Origin of the sequence: Streptomyces sp. NPDC097595, from assembly GCF_044761525.1 — a bacterium.
Classification (GTDB): domain Bacteria; phylum Actinomycetota; class Actinomycetes; order Streptomycetales; family Streptomycetaceae; genus Streptomyces; species Streptomyces drozdowiczii_A.
The window spans coordinates 124422-142621 of the sequence record NZ_JBIWCN010000020.1 but is presented as its reverse complement, the minus strand read 5'-3'; the positions used below and the strand labels follow the sequence as shown (position 1 = coordinate 142621).

The following is an 18200-nucleotide window of genomic DNA, read 5'->3' as shown; positions in this document are numbered from 1 at the left end:
CCGCTGATTCTGCGCACATACCGAGCGGTATGTCACTACTTCCGGGGGTACGAATCGGTGTCGCCCCGCAATGTCACACCGCCCGGGACCGGGCCGGACCACCCGGTGCCGCCGCTACGGAGGCCACCGCTCAGCAGTCCGAGATCAGTTCCGGGTCCTGGCGGAGCTTGCCGAGCGCCCGGGAGACCGCGCTCTTGACCGTGCCTACGGACACCCCGAGCACCTCGGCCGTCTGCGCCTCGCTCAGGTCCTCGTAGTACCGGAGGACGACCATCGCCCGCTGGCGGGCGGGCAGCTTCAGGACCGCGCGCCACATCGCGTCGTGCAGCGACTGCCGCTCCGCGGGGTCGGGGCCGGGAGCGGCCTCCTGCTCGGGCAGTTCGTCGCAGGCGAACTCGTCGACCTTGCGCTTGCGCCACTGCGAGGTCCTGGTGTTCAGCAGGGCCCGGCGGACATAGCCGTCGAGGGCACGGTGGTCCTCGATCCGGTCCCAGGCGACATAGGTCTTGGTGAGCGCGGTCTGCAGCAGGTCCTCGGCGTCGCTCGGATTGGCGGTGAGCGAACGCGCCGCCCGCAGCAGCACCGGACCGCGCGCCTGCACGAACGACGTGAAGGAGGGGTACGGGAGATGCGGCGCCGCCGACGTGCGCGCGGCGTGCCCGGCGCCGCCGGGGGCGCCCGGCGTGCGCGCCGACGCGTACGTGCGTACCGGTGCGGCTCCCCTGCGGGTGCTCGTGCGGACTGGCGTGGTCATGGCTCCACGCTAGGAGCGGGGCCCGCATCCCAAATCGCCCCCAGGTCCCGAAACCTCGTCCGCCTCAGGGTGTAGGAACGGGCCCCCCTCCACCTCCTGTAGGTGGAGGGGGGCGTACCCGGGGCCTCGGGGTCACCCCTGAGGCGGCGGGGCGGACGGCGGACGGCCCGCCCGCGCGCCTCGGTGGCGTACGGACGGGCCGTCGGGTGCGCCCGTCGCGGTCCGGCCCCCCGACCGGGCCGCGAACGGGGCGGGGCTCACCAGAGGTTCGTGAAGTTCACCGCCAGGTTGTGCGTGGACTGGTCGATGTTGGTGAAGGCGGACCCGTTCACCTGCGCGGAGGTGCTCTGGTTCGACGCTCCGGCGCCGGTCGCCTGCTGCTGTGAGGTCGAGGAGTTGCCCGCGTTGTCCCGGCCGACCCCGCTGCCGCTGATCGTGGCCACGCCCGCGTTCGATCCGCTGCTCGCGAACGAGCCGTTGTCCGCCTGCGCCACTCCGCCGAGGAGAACGGCGGCCAGCGGCAGCGCGGCAACAACGGCGAGGACACGAGCGGTACGGATGCTTGCCATGTCTGTTCCTCCAGGAACCGGAAGTAGGGCTGAGGCTGAACCCGGGCCGGCGGCCGACCGCCCGGTGCTGATCACGACGTCGCGGACCAAAGCTGCCCACCGCCGCCCCCGCGAACCACCCACAGCTTCCGGTTCCCCCGCAAGCGTGAGGAACCCGAACCAAACCCCTGACCTGGGGCGAACTATGCGCCCAGCGCCCGCATGAGCGACCTCGAACGAGGGAAAGGCGGGGGCGGACCCGACCGGATTCGAACCGGCGTCCTCACGGTTTTGGAGACCGCGCGCGACGACCTCTGCGCTACGACCCCGCCACCGCCGGCCATCCTAGGAGCCCCGCACCCATACGAACGGCCCCCGACCGATTCGCCCGGTCAGGGGCCGTTCACCGCGGTGGGTGTGGGATTTGAACCCACGGTGACTCGCGCCACGACGGTTTTCAAGACCGTTCCCTTAGGCCGCTCGGGCAACCCACCCCGCGTCGGTGCGGTCGGTGAGGACCGGTCCGGCGCGGGGACAGCCTAGCCGGTCAGCTGTCGCCCTTGCGCTCCCCCAGGGTGACTTCGGCGGTCGCCGTCTTGCCGTCGCGCTCGTAGGTCAGGGTGACCCGGTCGCCCGGCTTGTGGGTCCAGATCTCGCCGATCAGGGTGGGGCCGCTGTCGACGGGGGTGTCGTTGAACTTCGTGATGACGTCGCCCGCGCGCAGCCCCGCCTTGGCCGCCGGACCGTCCTTCGTGACCGCCTCCGTGCCGCCCGTGCCCTGGTCCGCGATGACGGCGCCGCCGCTCTGCTCGTCCATCGTCACCGTGGCGCCGATGACCGGGTAGACCGGCTGGCCGGTCTTGATGAGCTGCTGGGCGACGGTCTTCGCCTGGTTGATCGGGATCGCGAAGCCGAGGCCGATGGAGCCCGCCTGGCTCTGGCCGGAGCTGCCGCTCGACTGGATCGCCGAGTTGATGCCGATGACCGCGCCGCCCGAGCTGAGCAGCGGGCCGCCGGAGTTGCCCGGGTTGATCGAGGCGTCGGTCTGCAGGGCGCTCATGTACGAGTTGCTGCCGCCGCTGCCGTCACCGGAGGCGACCGGGCGGTTCTTCGCGCTGATGATGCCCGTGGTGACCGTGTTCGACAGGCCGAAGGGGGCGCCGATCGCGATCGTCGAGTCGCCGACCGCCACCTGCTCCGAGTTGCCCAGCGGCAGCGGGGTCAGGGACTGCGGCGGGTTCTTCAGCTTGATCACGGCGACGTCGTAGCCCTGGGCCCGGCCGACCACCTCGGCGTCGTACTTCTTGCCGTTGGAGAACGTCGCCGTGAGCTGGCCGCTGTCCGCCGCGGAGGCCACCACGTGGTTGTTCGTGAGGATGTGGCCCTCCTTGTCGTACACGAAGCCGGTGCCCGTGCCGCCCTCGCCGTCACCGCCCTGCGCCTCGATCGTCACGACGCTCGGCAGCGCCTTCGCGGCGACCCCGGCGACCGTGCCCGGGTCACGCTTGAGGTCCTGCGGGTTCGCCGATGCGGAGACCGTGGTCGAGCCGGCGTCGTCGTTGCGGTCCGCGGCCCAGTAGCCGAGGGCACCGCCGATGCCGCCCGCCACGAGCGCCGCCACCACCACGGCGGCCACCAGACCGCCCGCACCGCGCTTGCGCGGCGCCTCCGGCGTGTGCGTCCCGCCGGGCGGGCCCCACACCGGACCGCCGCCGCTGCCGTGCGCGCCCTGCGCGTACGCCGGGACGGCGGGCGGCGGCGGGGGCCAGCCCGCGTCGGCCGCGGACTGCGGCGGGGGCGGAGGCGCGTACTGCGGGTTCGTCGGATAGGCGGCCGTCTGCGCGGTCGCGGGGTCCGGCGCGGAGGGGACAGCGGGCGCGGGCTGCTTCTCCGGCGCGGAGGGGACGGGGGCGGGGTGCTGCTCCGGCGCGGACGGGGCGGGCGCGGGCTGCTGCTCCGGCGCCTGCGCGACCGGCTGCTGCCGTGTGACCGTCTCGTCCGGGTGGGAGGCGGCGGGGGGCGCGTCCTCGGGGTGCGCCTGGGGAGCGTCGGCCGGCACGGGAGGTACGGACGGGGCGGTCTCGGCCGCGTTGCCCTCGTTGCCCTCGTTCTCGGTGCTCACAGCTCTTTACTCCTCGGTTCCACATCAGTCATTCGGCAAGAGATCCGCTGTGTACGTGTCCGCAGTCAGCTTTTCCCACGACACGTCAGGCCACTGTAAGCAGGACCTGTGCATCTGCGCACGACCCTTACATCGGACAAAACGACCCTGCGTCGCAAGGTGTGCACGACCGTGTTCCCGCGGTGACACCATGAACCGGGTGAACCGAGCACGGCAGCAGGACCCCATGCAGCATCCCATTCAGGTCATCGCCCACCGGGGCGCGTCCGACGACGCCCCCGAGCACACCCTCGCCGCGTACCGGAAGGCGATCGAGGACGGTGCCGACGCCCTGGAGTGCGACGTACGCCTCACTGCCGACGGCCACCTCGTCTGCGTGCACGACCGCAGGGTGAACCGTACGTCCAACGGGCGCGGCGCGGTCTCCGCCCTGGAGCTCAACGCCCTCGCCGCCCTCGACTTCGGCTCCTGGAAGGACCGCGACGACACGGAGTCACCGGACTGGGACCCGGTGCCCGGCGAGCTCACCTCCGTACTCACCCTGGAACGGCTGCTGGAACTCCTCGTGGAGACGCGGGCGTCCGGGCGGCCGCTCCAGCTGGCCATCGAGACCAAGCACCCGACCCGCTGGGCGGGACAGGTCGAGGAACGCCTCCTGCAGCTGCTGAAACGCTTCGAGCTCGACGCGCCGCCGCCGGCCGGCACCCCCTCGCCGGTACGCGTCATGAGCTTCTCGGCCCGCTCGCTGCACCGCGTCCGGGCGGCCGTGCCCCATCTGCCCACCGTGTACCTGATGCAGTTCGTGTCGCCCCGGCTGCGCGACGGACGGCTGCCCGCCGGGGCGCGGGTAGCCGGACCCAGCGTCCGGATCGTGCGCAGCCATCCCGGCTACATCGAACGGCTCCACCGGGCCGGGCACCGGGCGCACGTCTGGACGGTCAACGAGCCGGAGGACGTCGAGCTCTGCGTACGGCTCGGTGTCGAGGCCATCATCACCAACCGGCCCAAGCAGGTCCTGGCCCAGCTCGGCCGTTCGTGACAGCGGCGCGCCCCGCCGCACCTATACGTATGAACGCATCAGCCCATCTGCTCATCACGAGATCAACTACAGGGAGTACACCGGCGCACTCGGACTGTGCCTGTTCGTGACGAGTACGTCACTGACAGCCCCTTGGCCGGTTTCCGGCACAGCTCAGGAGGGCATCCACACCGTGGCGTGGGGGCAAAGGAGGTCTCGGGGGTGGCGTTGGTGGTGGCACAGGAGGTGCCCACGTCGTCGAGCATGGCCGTTCCCCATGGTCCTGCGGGCGTGGGCCAGGCGCGGCACCGGATGCGCGAGCAGTTGCGCAGCCACGGGGTGTCGGATTCGGTCGTCGACGATGCGGTGCTGATTCTTTCCGAGCTGCTCAGCAACGCCTGCCGGCACGGCAGGCCGCTGGGCTGGCAGACCGAGACGGGAGACGGCGACGTGCGCGCCGCCTGGCGTGTCGACAGGACGGGCGGGCTGACCGTCGAGGTGACGGACGGCGGCGGCCCGACCCGGCCGATTCCGGCCACCCCCTCGGTGACCGCTCGCGGCGGCCGGGGGCTCAACATCATCAGCGCCCTGGCCCAGGAGTGGGGCGTACGGGACGACGCACCGGGCGAGGTCACCGTCTGGGTGCTGGTCGACGGGGGCCGCGGCTCCCACGGCGCACGGGGCAGCGGCCGGCCGGCCGGGATGACCGGACTGCCGGGCACACCGAAGGCCACCGTCGTGCCGGGGCTCGAAGGGCTGGATTTCAGCGGCGCCTTCGACGACGCGTTCGATGACGCGGGCTGAACACCCGGGCGGGCACCTGCGGGTCGCGTACGTGGACCGAGCGGCGGGCACGGCGGTGGTGCCCCGGTACGCGGCGGGGCGGCTAGGCTCGCGGGCCAGACCGCACTGTCGCAATCGGGAGTTAGCCCACCATGGCGAAGAAGCGCCCTCAGACCAAGGCCGGGAAGCAGCAGCTCAAGGACGGCGAGATCCCGGTGGTCGGGGCTCGTGAGCCCTGCCCGTGCGGTTCGGGCCGCCGTTACAAGGCGTGTCACGGCCGCGCCGCGGCCCAGGCGGTGACCGAGCTGGTCCAGCGTCCGTTCGAGGGCCTGGCCGGCGAGTGCGACTGGGTCGCGCTGCGCGAGCTGGTCCCGGCGGCCACGGCCGCGCTGACGCTCAAGGGCGGCCTGCCCGAGGGCGTGCCGTCGGTGACGCTCGCGACGGTCCTGCCGATGGCGTGGCCCTCGCTGCGCCGCGACGACGGCTCCGTCCTGCTCGCCCTGCAGAACGACACCTCCTCCGGCGACCTCAGCCGGGACCTCGCGGACACGTTGAGCCGTGCGCTGGAGGCCGAGCCCGGTTCGCCCGTGGCCGCCCGCCGTGTGCCGGCCGACGGGCCCCGGCTCCAGGACCTGCTGGACGACGAGGCGCCCTTCGAGCCGGTCGTCCACTCCGGCTTCGAGTTCTGGGTGCCGGACTCGGAGAACGCCACGGCCGAGGTGTCCGCCTCGCTCGAACGTGCGAACGAGGCGGCGATCCCGACCGCCCTGCTGTCGGGCGTGGACGCCGCCTACTGGTGCGAGACGCCGGAGAAGAACCACCTGCGCTGGGTCATGCCGCACGCCGAGGAGCAGCTCCTCGACGCGCTCGCCCGGCTGCACGCCGCGGGCGAGTCCTCGCTCGGCGAGGACACCCGGCTGGTCGGCTCGTTCCGGGCGCACGGGCTGATGGTCCCGGTCTGGGACCTCCCGAGCGCGATGGGCGCCGAGGACTGCGAGAAGCCCGCCGCCGCCTTCGCGGAACGGCTCGCGAAGGCGCTCGCGTCGGACGCGCCGCTCACCGCCGAGGAGCGGCGGGCGCGCGGCGGGCTCACCAACCGCCAGGTGACGCTCAGCTGACCGTGACCGCCGCTCGGCCCGGACGGTGACTCCCGTCACAACTCGCCGTACTGGCAGGTAAATCGCTGTCCGAATACGCGAGATCGAATTTGCGAACGGCAGATCTCTTGTTACGGTTCAAGAAGCCCGGTCGCTGGTGCATCCCCCGTCGCCAGCGACCGGGCATCCTCATTTCCGGGTACGGCGCGCTCCGCGCACCCGGGGCGAACAGGCCCGCGTACGAGCCCCTCCCGGACCACCCCACCCCTCACCCGTCCCAGCCCCTCCGCGCGATGGCCCGGCGTCAGCCCTGCGACCCGAGATGCCGGTTGGACCTGCGCCGGGACGGGAACAGCGCCCGAGGCGCCATCAGAAAGCTTCGCCCCTCCGGGTTTTGCCACGCCCGAATTCTCGCGGCATCACCGACACCTCCGGACAAACGGATGCGCCACAGGCACCCCGCCGTTTACCCGGAAATCGTGAAGCAAGACGGAAGGGAGGGGGAGGGAGTGAGGAAGAACGGAAGGGATTCACCGGAGACCGGACAGGGAAGCGCCAGAACTCCGTAATGAATGCCGCCTGAAAGAACACGCACGCATCAGAATCTGGCCAACCCTGTCCCCAACCGCTCAGTGCGTAAGTCTGCTACCGCCGTCCGGGGCACTCGTGCTCGCCTCGACCAGGGCGTCCAGCACGGCCTCGACGTCCGGCAGCCAGGGCGCTACGGCCGGCGCGGAGGCGGCGCCCTTGGGGCGTGAACCCGGAGCGCGCTCCGGCGCGCGCTCCCAGCGGACCTGCCCCGTGCCGATCTCCGACGGCGGCAGGACGACATAGCCGCCCTCCCCGTGGAACCGCAGCGAGCTGGGCACCCGGTCCTGTGCGTACAGCAGCTCCCCAAGCCGTTCCAGGGTGTACGGGGCGACCAGCAGCGCCCACCGGGTGGGCGTCGCCACCACGGGGCCCAGGCGCAGGCCCGCCCCGTCGAGCGCGGCCAGCGCGCGGGCACCGGCCGCCGCCGGCAGGCTCAGGGCGCACGGCGCCCGGCCGCCCGTGGCGAGCAGCACCGGCACGGTCGGCCGGTTCGTCCACCACCAGCGCACCATCCGGGCATCGGTGGTCGCGGCGAGCAGTCCGGGGTCGAAGGGGTGCGCGCCGGGCACCGCGCACTCGGGATCGGGGCACGCGCAGCGACGGCCGCGGTCACCGTCCCCGCGCAGCCCCGCTCCGGGGAGCACGGGCCACTGCCACTCCGTGGCGCAGGTCAGGGCCGCGTCGAGCCGGGCGGAGCCGCCCCTGCGGCCGGGCCTGCGTCGCCTTCCGAGGATCTCGCGCATGAGCGCTCGTTCCTTTCCGTTGAACGCCGAGGGTCCGCCTCGCATCGTGCGTGGTCACACCATGCCTGCGGATCTTCTGGGTGTACGTGCTCGTCGAGCCTGCGGTACGGGTCGTTCGTCGGTACCGAGCGTGAGCCGTGCTGAGCCGGATCGAGCTGCTTGCGGTCGGCATCGTGGCGAGGTGCGGGGCGCAGGGCGCTCCTGCGGTCCGTGCGTACGGCCTCGCCACTCGGGGGTGGGGCGCGGCCGTCACAAGAGAGGACGTCCGGACCGGCTGCCAGGTTCCGGGGGCGGGCGGGGCCACCCCTGGCCATCCAAAGAATTACGTACCCAGCATGCCCGGAATGACGCGCCCCTGGGACTTCACCTGGAGGTGCACCCCCGTTGGGCAGACCCAGTCGACCGCTAATGCACAGGGCGAGGTGCGTTTTTTGGCCAAGTTGATTAAGGCGTGGACACCGGGTTTTCCGGGGGGACAATGCTGGACATCGCGTCACTTGTGCGTGTACATGTGGATGCACTGGTAGCGGCGCAGAATGACATGGGGGTTTGCGATGCTATTCGACGGAACAGACCGCTCGGAAAGCTGGCGACCATGAGCGCTCCGCACCTGCCAAAAGTGGCTGGAATCGATCCCATGGTTCCGGTTTCGGATGAGACTTCCGGGCCGATCGAGGCACTGCCCGCCGCACCCGGCGCCTTCATCCAGGACCGGCTCGCCGGCTGGGTCTCCGACCTCACCACGCTCCACGAGCTCACCGAGCGCCTGGCCGGAACCAGCACCCTGGACGACGCACTGCACGAGTTCCTCGACGCCGGAGCCGCCCTGGTCGGCGCCCGCCGGGGCCTGGTCGCCTTCGAACCGTCCGACCGGCGCGGCCCCGTCAGCACCATCGGGCTAGGGCTGGCCCACGCCGAACTGGGCCAGATCGAGACCGTGCCGCGCAGCGCCACCTCGTACGGACGCGTCCTGGAGGGCCTGCCCAACCCGGACGGCCCGCTGACCACGCCCGATCTGCTCGGCGACACCGGTCTGGACCCCCGCAGACGCGAGGTCGCCGCCCGCCTCGGCTACGCCGCCAGCTACGCCCTGCCCCTCGCCACCACGACGACCGGACGGCTCGGCGCCGCCGTCTGGCTCTACGACGAACCCGCGGAACCCCTGGAACGCCAGCGCCACCTCGTCGGCCTGTACGCCGGATACGCCTCCGAGCACCTGGCCCGCCTGCTGGAACTGGAACGGGCCAGGACGGACGTCGCCACCGTGACCGAGGAGCTGCTGCCCACCCGGCTGCCCCGCATCCCCGGCGTCCAGCTCGCCGTGCGCCACGAAGCGGCCCCGCAGGGCGGCGGCGACTGGTACGACGCGCTCGCCCTGCCGGAGGGCGGCCTCGGTCTCGCGGTCGGATCGGTCGGCGGCTCGGGCCCCAGCGCGCTGGCCGCCACGGGGCGGCTGCGCGCCGGACTGCGCGCGTACGCGGTGATGGAGGGCGAGGACCCCGTCGCCGTGCTCTCCGACCTCGAACTGCTGCTCCGGCTGACCGAGCCGGCCCGTTCCGCGACCGCCCTCTTCGCGTACTGCGAACCGGCCCGCCGCAGGATGCTGCTCGCCGGGGCCGGACACACCCCGCCCCTGATCATCGGCGAGCGCCGCACCTCGTACGTGGAGACCACGCTCTCCGCCCCGCTGGGCATGCTGTCCTGTTGGGAGGCGCCCAGCGTGGAGATCACGCCCGCACCCGGCGAGACGGTTCTGCTGTACACCGACGGGCTCCTGCGCCGGACCGGCGACTCGATGGACCGGGCGTACGCGCGCCTCCACTCGGCGGCGGCGAGCGTCCCGAGGGCGCTGCGCGGGGACGCCGCCGCGGTGGCCGACCACGTGGTGCGCACCGTGCTGCCGGACGGGGCCGGGCAGGCGGACCTCGCCGAGGACGTAGTCGTACTCGCGGCCCGCTTCGACTGAGCGGGACCTTCCTGTGTAAGAGGTCTTCCGGCCCTGGGCCCCCTTCCGTACGCCCGTACGATGGAGGAGGTCCAGTGTCGTATCAAGGAGAACAGTCGTGTCTGAGGAGTTCCCGGAGACCCCGGAGACCGAAGAGACAGAGCCGGTCAAGCAGCGGAAGAACGGCCTGTACCCGGGCGTGTCCGACGAGCTCGCCGCCAGCATGCAGTCCGGCTGGGCCGACACCGAGCTGCACGGCCTGGAGCCGATCGCCCAGGCCGGTCACACCGCCGACCGCCGCGCCGCGCTGTCCGCGCGCTTCCCCGGCGAGCGGCTGGTCATTCCCGCCGGCCGGCTGAAGACCCGTTCCAATGACACCGAGTACGCCTTCCGCGCCTCCACCGAGTACGCGTACCTCACCGGCGACCAGACGCAGGACGGCGTCCTCGTCCTGGAGCCGACGGGCGACGGCCACGAGGCGACCCTCTACCTGCTGCCCCGCTCGAACCGGGAGAACGGCGAGTTCTGGCTCGACGGCCAGGGCGAGCTGTGGGTCGGCCGCCGCCACTCCCTCACCGAGGCCGAGCAGCTGCTGGGCATCCCCGCCAAGGACGTGCGCGAGCTGCCCGCCGCGCTGGCCGAGGCCACCGGCCCCGTCCGCAACGTCCGCGGCCACGACGCCGGCATCGAGGCCGCCCTCACCGACAAGGTCACCGCCGAGCGCGACGAGGAGCTGCGGGTCTACCTCTCCGAGGCGCGTCTGGTGAAGGACGCCTTCGAGATCGCCGAGCTGACCAAGGCGTGCGACATCACCGCGCGCGGCTTCGAGGACGTCGTGAAGGTCCTCGACAAGGCCGAGGCCACCAGCGAGCGCTACATCGAGGGAACCTTCTTCCTCCGCGCCCGCATCGAGGGCAACGACATCGGGTACGGCTCGATCTGCGCCGCCGGACCGCACGCCACCACCCTGCACTGGGTGCGCAACGACGGCGCCGTCCGCTCGGGCGAGCTGCTGCTGCTGGACGCCGGGGTGGAGACCAACGACCTCTACACGGCCGACGTGACCCGCACCCTTCCCATCAGCGGCACGTTCACACCGCTCCAGCGCAAGATCTACGACGCGGTGTACGAGGCGCAGGAGGCGGGTATCGCCGCGGTCAAGCCGGGCGCCGACTTCCGCGACTTCCACGACGCCGCACAGCGGGTGCTCACCGAGAAGCTCGTCGAGTGGGGCCTGCTCGGCGACCTGTCGGTGGAGAAGGTCCTGGAGCTGGGCCTCCAGCGCCGCTGGACCCTGCACGGCACCGGCCACATGCTCGGCATGGACGTCCACGACTGCGCCGCCGCGCGCACCGAGGCGTATGTGAACGGCACGCTGGAGCCGGGCGTCTGCCTCACCGTCGAGCCCGGTCTCTACTTCCAGGCCGACGACCTGACCGTGCCCGAGGAGTACCGCGGCATCGGCGTCCGGATCGAGGACGACATCCTCGTCACCGAGGACGGCAACCGGAACCTCTCGGACAAGCTGCCCCGGCAGGCCGACGAGGTCGAGGCGTGGATGGCCCGGCTCAAGGGCTGATCCGCCGCCTGCGCCACGTAAGGAGGGGCGCCCCGCTCAGGACACCATGAGCAGGGCGTCCTTCCGCCATTTCAGGATCTTGTCGAAGCTCACGACCGCGCCGGCGCACCCCGGGCGGTTGCCGAAGTGGACGTGGTCGGCGAGCTGTTCGATCAGGCACAGGCCGCGCCCCTCCTCGGCGGTGAGGGGCGGATGCGACGCGCACTGCGGGTCCGGCCGTCCGCTCCCGGGCTGCCGCTCCGACGTGTGGGGCCCGCCCCGGGTGGGAAAGCCGGGCCCCGAATCGGCGACTTCGATGCGGCACTTCTCGCCGTCCAGATATGCGGTGACCCGGTACTGGCCACTGGCCGTGGCCGACGGATCCTCCCAGCCGTCCCGGTCCCTTCCGGAGCCGTCGGAGGTGGCGTCGTACTCCCCGCCGTGCTCGACCGCGTTGGCACAGGCTTCGCTGAGCGCGAGAGACAGGTCGAAGGAGATGTCCGGGTCCACGCCCGCGGATTCCATCGTGCCGAGCAGGAACCGACGGGCGAGCGGGACGCTCGCAGCGTCGCGCCGCAAATGGAGTGACCACCAGATGCTCATGCTCCGGCCTCCTGGTTGCGGCTAGACATACCGCTACGTATTGCCGCACCGGGGCGGTCGTAAGCACACGCGTGCTGTGATGCCGCCCATTCGGCGGATAGCCGGATGCGGCCACACCGGTGTATCCCGGTCCCACACGCCTGTTACGCCCGGCCCGGGGGCCGCCGGAATCCGCGCGAACGGCCCTGCTCACACCCATTCCGTCCGGAAGACGACCTTCCGGACCTGCCGTACGGGGGCGGGGTGCCGGGTGCGATGATGGGCCCGCCATGTCTGTGTCTGTGGGACGCGCCGGAGCCGGTCTGCGGCTACTGAGGGCCGCGGTGTTCGCCGCGGTCTGCGTCGCGTTGTCCGCGGCCGGTCATGCGCTGGCCGCCTGTGCGACCGTCCCCTGGTGGACGCTGCTCGCCGGTTTCCTCGGCGTCCTCGCGGTGGCCGTCCCCCTCGCCGGACGCGAACGCTCACTGCCCTCCATCGCCGCGGCCCTGGCCGGCGGACAGCTCGCTCTGCACACCCTGTTCGGGCTGGGCACGCACACCACGGCCCCCGGGGCGGCGGGCGGCGACGACGCGCTGATCCGGTTCGCGGCGAGCCTCGTCTGCGGCGCCGGGCCCCAGCAGCTGAACGCCGCCGACGCGCGGCACATCGTCGGCACCGCGGGCATCGACCCGGCGGCGGTGACCGCTCAGGCGCACCAGCATCTGGCCGCCGCCCCTGCCGGTCCCGCCGGGGCCACCCCGGCCGGCCTCCTCCACACGCTTCCCAGCCTGCCCATGCTCCTCGGGCATCTGCTGGCCGCCCTGGCCACCGGCTGGCTGCTGCGGCGGGGCGAGATCGCCCTGTTCCGGCTCGCCCGGCTCTCGGCGCACGGGGCCCAGCAGGTCGCGGCCGGGGCCCGGCTCCGGGCGCTGCGGGACGCGTTCCGGCTCGTCGCCGCCCTGCGCAGCGGCCTGGCCGGCGAGCCCGCGACCGGGCCGCGCAGCCCTCGTACCGCCGTGGACGCACCGCGCCCGGCCACCGGGGATCCGTTGCAGCACCTGGTGATCAGGCGCGGACCGCCCCCCGCGCTCTCTCTCGCAGCCTGACGCGACGCCCTCCACGCGATGCGCACCGGCCCCTTCGGGCTTCGGCGCGCAGTCGGTCCGTACGGAAGTGGCGTCGCGATGCCGGTGCGCACCCGTGCGCCGGAGCACCTTCCCTTCGTGCCCTGTGGAGTGATCCCTGTCATGAACGTTTCCCGCATCGCCCTCGTCGGCGGAGTCGCCGCGTCCACCGTGCTGCTGCTCGCCGGTACGGCCTCCGCCCACGTCTCCGTCCAGCCGCAGGGCGAGGCCGCCAAGGGCGGCTACGCCGTCATCAACTTCAAGGTCCCCAACGAGCGTGACAACGCCTCGACGACCAAGCTCGAAGTGAACTTCCCGACCGACCACCCGCTGGCGTCCGTCATGCCGCAGCCGGTGCCCGGCTGGGACATCGAGGTGACGAAGAGCAAGCTGGCCAAGCCGCTGGAGATGCACGGCAAGACGATCGACGAGGCCGTCTCCAAGGTCACCTGGACCGGCGGCAAGATCGAGCCCGGCCGCTTCCAGCAGTTCCCGCTCTCCGTCGGCCAGCTCCCGGAGAACGCCGACCAGATGGTGTTCAAGGCGATCCAGACGTACTCCAACAAGGAGGTCGTGCGCTGGATCGAGGAGTCCAAGGAAGGCGCCGAGGAGCCCGAGTCCCCCGCGCCCGTCCTCAAGCTGACGGCTGCGACCGATGACGCGCACGGGGCGGCCGGTGCGGATTCGAAGTCCTCGGACCCCGCCGCGGGCTCCGCCGAGAAGGGCGGCGAGACCACCGCCGCTTCGGCGTCCTCCTCCGACTCCTCGGACAACACGGCCCGGGTGCTCGGCATCATCGGCATCGTCATCGGCGTCGCCGGCGTGGGCTTCGGTGTTCTGGCCGGGCGCCGTCGCACGGCCTGACAGGCCTCACGGGGGCCAGGCTCTTCCTGGCCCCCACCCCGCTCCACCGAACCCCCAGGAACAGTGCTCCATGGTTAAGAAGATCTTTCCTGCCGCGGCGCTCGTCGTCGCGGCCGCGCTCACCCTGTCCGCCTGCGGCGGCAGCGACAACGACAGCAAGAAGCCCGTGTCCGACGTGTCGATGCAGACGAAGACGCAGGCCGCGACGGTGCTCGACCAGCCGTTCACCAAGCCGGACCTCGTCCTGACCGACACGCACGGCAAGAAGTACGACCTGCGCAAGGAGACCAAGGGCAAGCCGACGCTCATCTACTTCGGCTACACCAACTGCCCCGACGTCTGCCCGCTCATCATGAGCAACATCGCCATCGCCAAGAAGGCCCTGCCCAAGGCGGACCAGGACAACCTCCGCGTCGTCTTCGTCACCACCGACCCGGAACGCGACACCCCGGCCTCCCTCGGCAGCTGGCTCAAGGCGCAGGACCCCTCCTTCATCGGACTCACCGGAGACTTCCCGGCCATCCAGGCGGGCGCCCGGCAGATCGGCATCGGCATCTCCGCGCCGAAGAAGGAGAAGGACGGCACGGTCGTCTCGATGCACGGCTCGCAGGTCATCGCCTTCTCCCCGAAGACCGACAAGGGCTACGTGCTGTACAGCGAGGACACCACGCCCGACGACTACACCAAGGACCTCCCCAAGATCGTCAAGGGGGAGAACCCGTGAACCACCGCACCACCCTCGCCGCCGTCCTGGCCGTGACCGCGGGCCTGACGCTGGCGGGGTGCTCGACCTCCTCGGACAAGCCTGAGCTCAAGGTTGTCGGCGGGTTCATGCCGCAGCCCGTCAACGACATGGCGGCCGGCTTCCTCGTCGTGCAGAACAGCGGCACCGGCGACGACCGCCTCACCTCGGTCACCAGCCCGCTCTCGGACGACGTCACGATCCACGAGACGAAGAACGACGTCATGCGGAAGGTGACGTCCTTCGACGTGCCCGCGGGCGGTGAGCTGGACCTCGAACGTGGTGGCAGCCACATCATGTTCATGAAGCTCAAGAAGCAGCCCAAGCAGGGCCAGAAGGTGTCCGTGGAACTGCACTTCGAGAAGGCCGGCGCGATCGAGGTCGACCTTCCCGTGAAGGAGACCACCCACAACCCGAAGAAGCAGTGAGGGACTGACACGCCATGACAGCCACCGCCCCGCCCTTCGGGCCGCCCCCGTCCGCCCTGCGCCGGCCGTTCGCCGCCGCCGGACTGCTCACCGCGCTGCTCGGCGCGGTGCTCGGCCTGCTGCTGGCCGTCGCGGCCCCCGCGTCGGCCCACGCCGCGCTCACCGGGAGCGATCCGCAGGACGGGGCGGTGGTCGCCACGGCACCCACGCAGGTCACCCTCACCTTCTCCGAGCAGGTCGCCCTCGGCGCGGACTCCATCCGCGTCCTGGACCCCTCGGGCAAGCGCGCCGACACCAAGGCCGCCCCGCGCGACCTGCACAGCGGGTCCACCGTGAAGTACGGCGTCGCCCTGCGCGGCGGCCTCGGCGACGGCACGTACACCGTGGCCTGGCAGGCGGTCTCCGCCGACAGCCACCCGGTCTCCGGCGCCTTCACCTTCTCCATCGGGGCGCCCTCCAAGACCAGCGTCGCCCTCCCCGACAGCGAGGCCGGCGGCGGACTCGTCGGCACGCTCTACGACATCGCGCGCTACGCCGCGTACGCCGGCTTCATCGTGCTCGCGGGCGGCGCCGCCTTCGTCCTGGCCTGCTGGCAGCGCGGTGCGGGTGCGCGACCGCTGCAACGTCTCGTCGTACGCGGCTGGATGACGCTCACCGCGGCGACGATCGCGATGCTGCTCCTGCGCAGCTCGTACACCGGCTCCGGGAAGCTCGGCGACGTCCTCGACCTCGACGGCCTGAAGGCGGTCCTCGACACCAAGCCCGGGGCCGCCCTGGTCTCGCGACTCCTGCTGCTCGGCGCCAGCGCGCTGTTCGTGGCGGTGCTCTTCGGCACGTACGCCAAGCGCGAGGACCCGCGCGAGAAGAGGGACCTCACCTTCGGACTCGCCATCGGCGGCGCGGTCATCGCCGCCGGTATCGCCGGCACCTGGGCGCTCGCCGAGCACGCGTCGACCGGTATCCAGCCCGGCATCGCCATGCCCGTGGACGTGCTCCACCTGCTGGCCGTCGCCGCCTGGCTGGGCGGGCTCGTGGCGCTGCTGACCGCGCTTTACCGCACGCCCGACCTGACCTCGGCGGCCGTACGCCGCTTCTCCACGATCGCCTTCGTCAGCGTGGTCGTCCTCGTCGCGACGGGGGTCTACCAGTCGTGGCGGCAGGTCGGCACGTGGTCGGCGCTGACCGGTACGGGTTACGGGCAGCTGCTGCTGGTCAAGGTGGGGCTCGTCGCCGTCCTGGTGGGGATCGCGTCGATGTCGCGCCGGTGGACGGGGAAGCTCGCGGAGGGCGACGCCCCGGCCGCGGTGACGGCCGAAGCCGACGAGGAGCCCGAGGCCGAACCCGAGCCCGAGGCCGAGCCGGAGACCGCCGAGGACCCGGCCCGGGCCGCCCAGCTCGCCCGGCAGCGGGCCGCCGTGGCCACCGCCGAGAAGAAGCGGATACGCGACGCCGACCCCGGCCGGTCGGGGCTGCGCCGCTCCGTACTCGCCGAGGTCGGCGTCGCCGTGGCCCTGCTCGCGGTCACCACCGTCCTTACGTCGACCGAGCCGGGCCGTACGCAGGAAGAGGCGGCACGCTCCTCGTCCGCGGCGGCCGGCCCCGTGGACAGCGGCCCCGTCAACCTCGCGCTGCCCTTCGACACGGGCGGCGCGAACGGCAAGGGCACGGTACGGATGGACATCGACCCGGGACGCACCGGCGCCAACGTGATCCACCTGTGGATCGAGGACCCCGCCAAGAAGCCCATGGACGTCCCCGAGGTGAAGATCGCCTTCACCCTGGAGTCCAAGGACATCGGCCCCCTGCCGGCCGTCCCGGTCCGGCTGACCGAGGGGCACTGGACCGCCACCGGCCTCCAGCTCCCCATCGCGGGCGACTGGAAGGTCGCGGTGACGGTGCGGACCTCCGACATCGACCAGACGACGGTCGACAAGAACGTGAAGATCGGCTGAGCAGGACCGTGAGCGGAAAAAGCAAGAACAGCGTCACCAGCAACACCCCTGCCCTCTCCCGGCGGCGGCTGCTCGGCACCGCGGGCGCCGCCGGGGCGACCGGGCTGGTCCTCGGCGCGGCCGGCGGCGCCACCGGCTATGCGGCGACCCGTGACGAGGCACCGGCAGCGCTGACCACGGTCGGCTCCACCGAGGTGATGTTTCACGGGAAACATCAACCGGGGATCACCACTCCGCTTCAGGCATCCGGTCATCTGATCGCCTTCGACCTCGCCCCCGGGGCCGGGCGCAAGCAGGCCGCCGCCCTGATGCGCCGGTGGTCCGCGGTGGCACAGCGGCTGATGGCCGGCGAACCCACCGCGGGCGCGGCGGACGGCCCCGGCCACGACACCGGGGTCGCGCGGGACGCGGGCCCGTCCTCGCTCACCGTCACCTTCGGCTTCGGCGCCACCTTCTTCGAACGCACGGGCCTCACCGCGCACCGCCCGCCGGGGCTCGACCCGCTGCCGCCGTTCTCCTCCGACCACCTCGACGCCGACCGGTCCAACGGGGACCTGTGGGTCCAGATCGGCGCCGATGACGCGCTCGTGGCCTTCCACGCGCTGCGGGCCGTACAGAAGGAGGCCGCCTCGACGGCCACCGTGCGCTGGCAGATGAACGGCTTCAACCGCACGCCCGGCGCGACCGCGAAGCCGATGACTGCCCGCAACCTGATGGGCCAGATCGACGGCACCGGCAACCCGAAGCCCACGGACGACGACTTCGACAAGCGCGTGTTCGTCCCCGGCGGCCAGGACCCGGCGTACGACTGGCTCACGGGCGGCTCGTACGCGGTGGTCCGGCGGATCCGGATGCTCCTGGACGACTGGGAGAAGCTTCCGGTGGAGCGTCAGGAACGGGTCATCGGCCGGCGCAAGGCGGACGGCGCCCCGCTCAGCGGCGGCACCGAGACCACTGCGATGGACCTCGACAAGGCGGGCCCGGACGGCAAGCTGCTGATCCCGGACAACGCGCACGCCCGGATCTCGTCGCCCGAGCGCAACAGCGGTGCGGCGATGCTGCGCCGGCCGTTCTCGTACCACGACGGGATCGCCCCGGACGGCACCCCGGACGCCGGGCTGCTGTTCATCTGCTGGCAGGCCGACCCGCTGCGCGGCTTCGTCCCGGTGCAGCGCAAGCTGGACCGGGGGGACGCGCTCTCCCCCTTCATCCGCCACGAGGCGAGCGGGCTGTTCGCGGTGCCGGGCGGGGCGGCGGCCGGTGAATACGTGGGGCAGCGGCTTCTGGAGTCCTGAGCCTCGGAGGGCCGCCCGCACGGGCCTTGCGGGCCGCCACCGCGCATTAGGGTG

General features: G+C 72.1%; 16 protein-coding genes and 1 tRNA gene. 11 read left to right on the top strand and 6 right to left on the bottom strand.

All coding sequences use genetic code 11. The features are described from left to right. Positions 1 to 130: 130 nt before the first annotated feature. The 4 genes from ACIQZN_RS27720 to ACIQZN_RS27705 all read right to left on the bottom strand — a co-directional run bounded on the left by ACIQZN_RS27720 (position 131) and on the right by ACIQZN_RS27705 (position 3424). Positions 131 to 754, bottom strand: a complete 624-nt coding sequence (locus ACIQZN_RS27720) for a SigE family RNA polymerase sigma factor (protein WP_403999281.1) — start codon at positions 752 to 754, stop codon at positions 131 to 133. A gap of 257 nt (positions 755 to 1011) precedes the next feature. Continuing rightward, complete coding sequence (locus tag ACIQZN_RS27715) at positions 1012 to 1323, bottom strand: hypothetical protein (RefSeq protein WP_403999278.1); 312 nt, start codon at positions 1321 to 1323, stop codon at positions 1012 to 1014. Between the two features lie 388 nt (positions 1324 to 1711). Then, positions 1712 to 1796 (bottom strand) — tRNA-Ser (locus ACIQZN_RS27710). Between the two features lie 53 nt (positions 1797 to 1849). Then, complete coding sequence (locus ACIQZN_RS27705; RefSeq protein WP_403999275.1) at positions 1850 to 3424, bottom strand: trypsin-like peptidase domain-containing protein; 1575 nt, start codon at positions 3422 to 3424, stop codon at positions 1850 to 1852. Positions 3425 to 3614: 190 nt separating this feature from the next. On the opposite strand from ACIQZN_RS27705, the gene ACIQZN_RS27700 reads away from it, so the two are divergent. The 3 genes from ACIQZN_RS27700 to ACIQZN_RS27690 all read left to right on the top strand — a co-directional run bounded on the left by ACIQZN_RS27700 (position 3615) and on the right by ACIQZN_RS27690 (position 6343). Next, entirely contained in the window at positions 3615 to 4463 is an 849-nt protein-coding gene (locus ACIQZN_RS27700; protein WP_403999273.1) for a glycerophosphodiester phosphodiesterase family protein, read from the top strand. Positions 4464 to 4706: 243 nt separating this feature from the next. After that, positions 4707 to 5246, top strand: a complete 540-nt coding sequence (locus tag ACIQZN_RS27695) for an ATP-binding protein (RefSeq protein WP_403999270.1) — start codon at positions 4707 to 4709, stop codon at positions 5244 to 5246. Positions 5247 to 5377: 131 nt separating this feature from the next. Continuing rightward, positions 5378 to 6343 carry a DUF5926 family protein gene (locus tag ACIQZN_RS27690; protein WP_403999267.1) on the top strand — a complete coding sequence of 322 codons (966 nt, stop codon included), beginning with the start codon at positions 5378 to 5380 and terminating at the stop codon, positions 6341 to 6343. A 608-nt stretch (positions 6344 to 6951) separates the two neighbouring features. On the opposite strand, the gene ACIQZN_RS27685 is transcribed toward ACIQZN_RS27690, so the two are convergent. Beyond that, positions 6952 to 7656: a bifunctional DNA primase/polymerase gene (locus ACIQZN_RS27685; RefSeq protein ID WP_403999264.1), complete on the bottom strand. Its 705-nt coding sequence runs from the start codon at positions 7654 to 7656 to the stop codon at positions 6952 to 6954. 637 nt (positions 7657 to 8293) lie between these two features. Here ACIQZN_RS27685 and ACIQZN_RS27680 point away from each other — a divergent pair. Next, positions 8294 to 9622, top strand: a complete 1329-nt coding sequence (locus tag ACIQZN_RS27680) for a PP2C family protein-serine/threonine phosphatase (RefSeq protein WP_403999261.1) — start codon at positions 8294 to 8296, stop codon at positions 9620 to 9622. A gap of 97 nt (positions 9623 to 9719) precedes the next feature. Next, positions 9720 to 11180: an aminopeptidase P family protein gene (locus tag ACIQZN_RS27675; RefSeq protein WP_403999258.1), complete on the top strand. Its 1461-nt coding sequence runs from the start codon at positions 9720 to 9722 to the stop codon at positions 11178 to 11180. A gap of 36 nt (positions 11181 to 11216) precedes the next feature. Here ACIQZN_RS27675 and ACIQZN_RS27670 read toward each other — a convergent pair whose 3' ends face one another. Beyond that, on the bottom strand, positions 11217 to 11762 hold the full coding sequence (locus tag ACIQZN_RS27670) for an ATP-binding protein (protein WP_403999255.1): 546 nt from the start codon (positions 11760 to 11762) through the stop codon (positions 11217 to 11219). A 269-nt stretch (positions 11763 to 12031) separates the two neighbouring features. Here ACIQZN_RS27670 and ACIQZN_RS27665 point away from each other — a divergent pair, with 269 nt between their 5' ends. The 6 genes from ACIQZN_RS27665 to efeB all read left to right on the top strand — a co-directional run bounded on the left by ACIQZN_RS27665 (position 12032) and on the right by efeB (position 18146). Next, positions 12032 to 12847 (top strand): hypothetical protein, encoded by an 816-nt coding sequence (locus ACIQZN_RS27665; protein ID WP_403999253.1) that lies wholly within the window; start codon positions 12032 to 12034, stop codon positions 12845 to 12847. Between the two features lie 141 nt (positions 12848 to 12988). After that, positions 12989 to 13729, top strand: coding sequence for a YcnI family protein (locus ACIQZN_RS27660; RefSeq protein WP_403999250.1), 741 nt, complete (start codon positions 12989 to 12991; stop codon positions 13727 to 13729). A gap of 70 nt (positions 13730 to 13799) precedes the next feature. Continuing rightward, positions 13800 to 14453 carry an SCO family protein gene (locus ACIQZN_RS27655; RefSeq protein WP_403999247.1) on the top strand — a complete coding sequence of 218 codons (654 nt, stop codon included), beginning with the start codon at positions 13800 to 13802 and terminating at the stop codon, positions 14451 to 14453. Continuing rightward, entirely contained in the window at positions 14450 to 14899 is a 450-nt protein-coding gene (locus ACIQZN_RS27650; protein WP_403999244.1) for a copper chaperone PCu(A)C, read from the top strand. Before ACIQZN_RS27655 ends, ACIQZN_RS27650 begins: the two co-directional genes overlap by 4 nt. 14 nt (positions 14900 to 14913) lie before the next feature. Further along, a complete protein-coding gene (locus ACIQZN_RS27645) occupies positions 14914 to 16851 on the top strand; it encodes a copper resistance protein CopC (RefSeq protein WP_403999241.1) in 1938 nt (645 codons plus the stop codon). Positions 16852 to 16859: 8 nt separating this feature from the next. Beyond that, positions 16860 to 18146: an iron uptake transporter deferrochelatase/peroxidase subunit gene (gene efeB / locus ACIQZN_RS27640; RefSeq protein ID WP_403999239.1), complete on the top strand. Its 1287-nt coding sequence runs from the start codon at positions 16860 to 16862 to the stop codon at positions 18144 to 18146. Positions 18147 to 18200 lie beyond the last annotated feature (54 nt).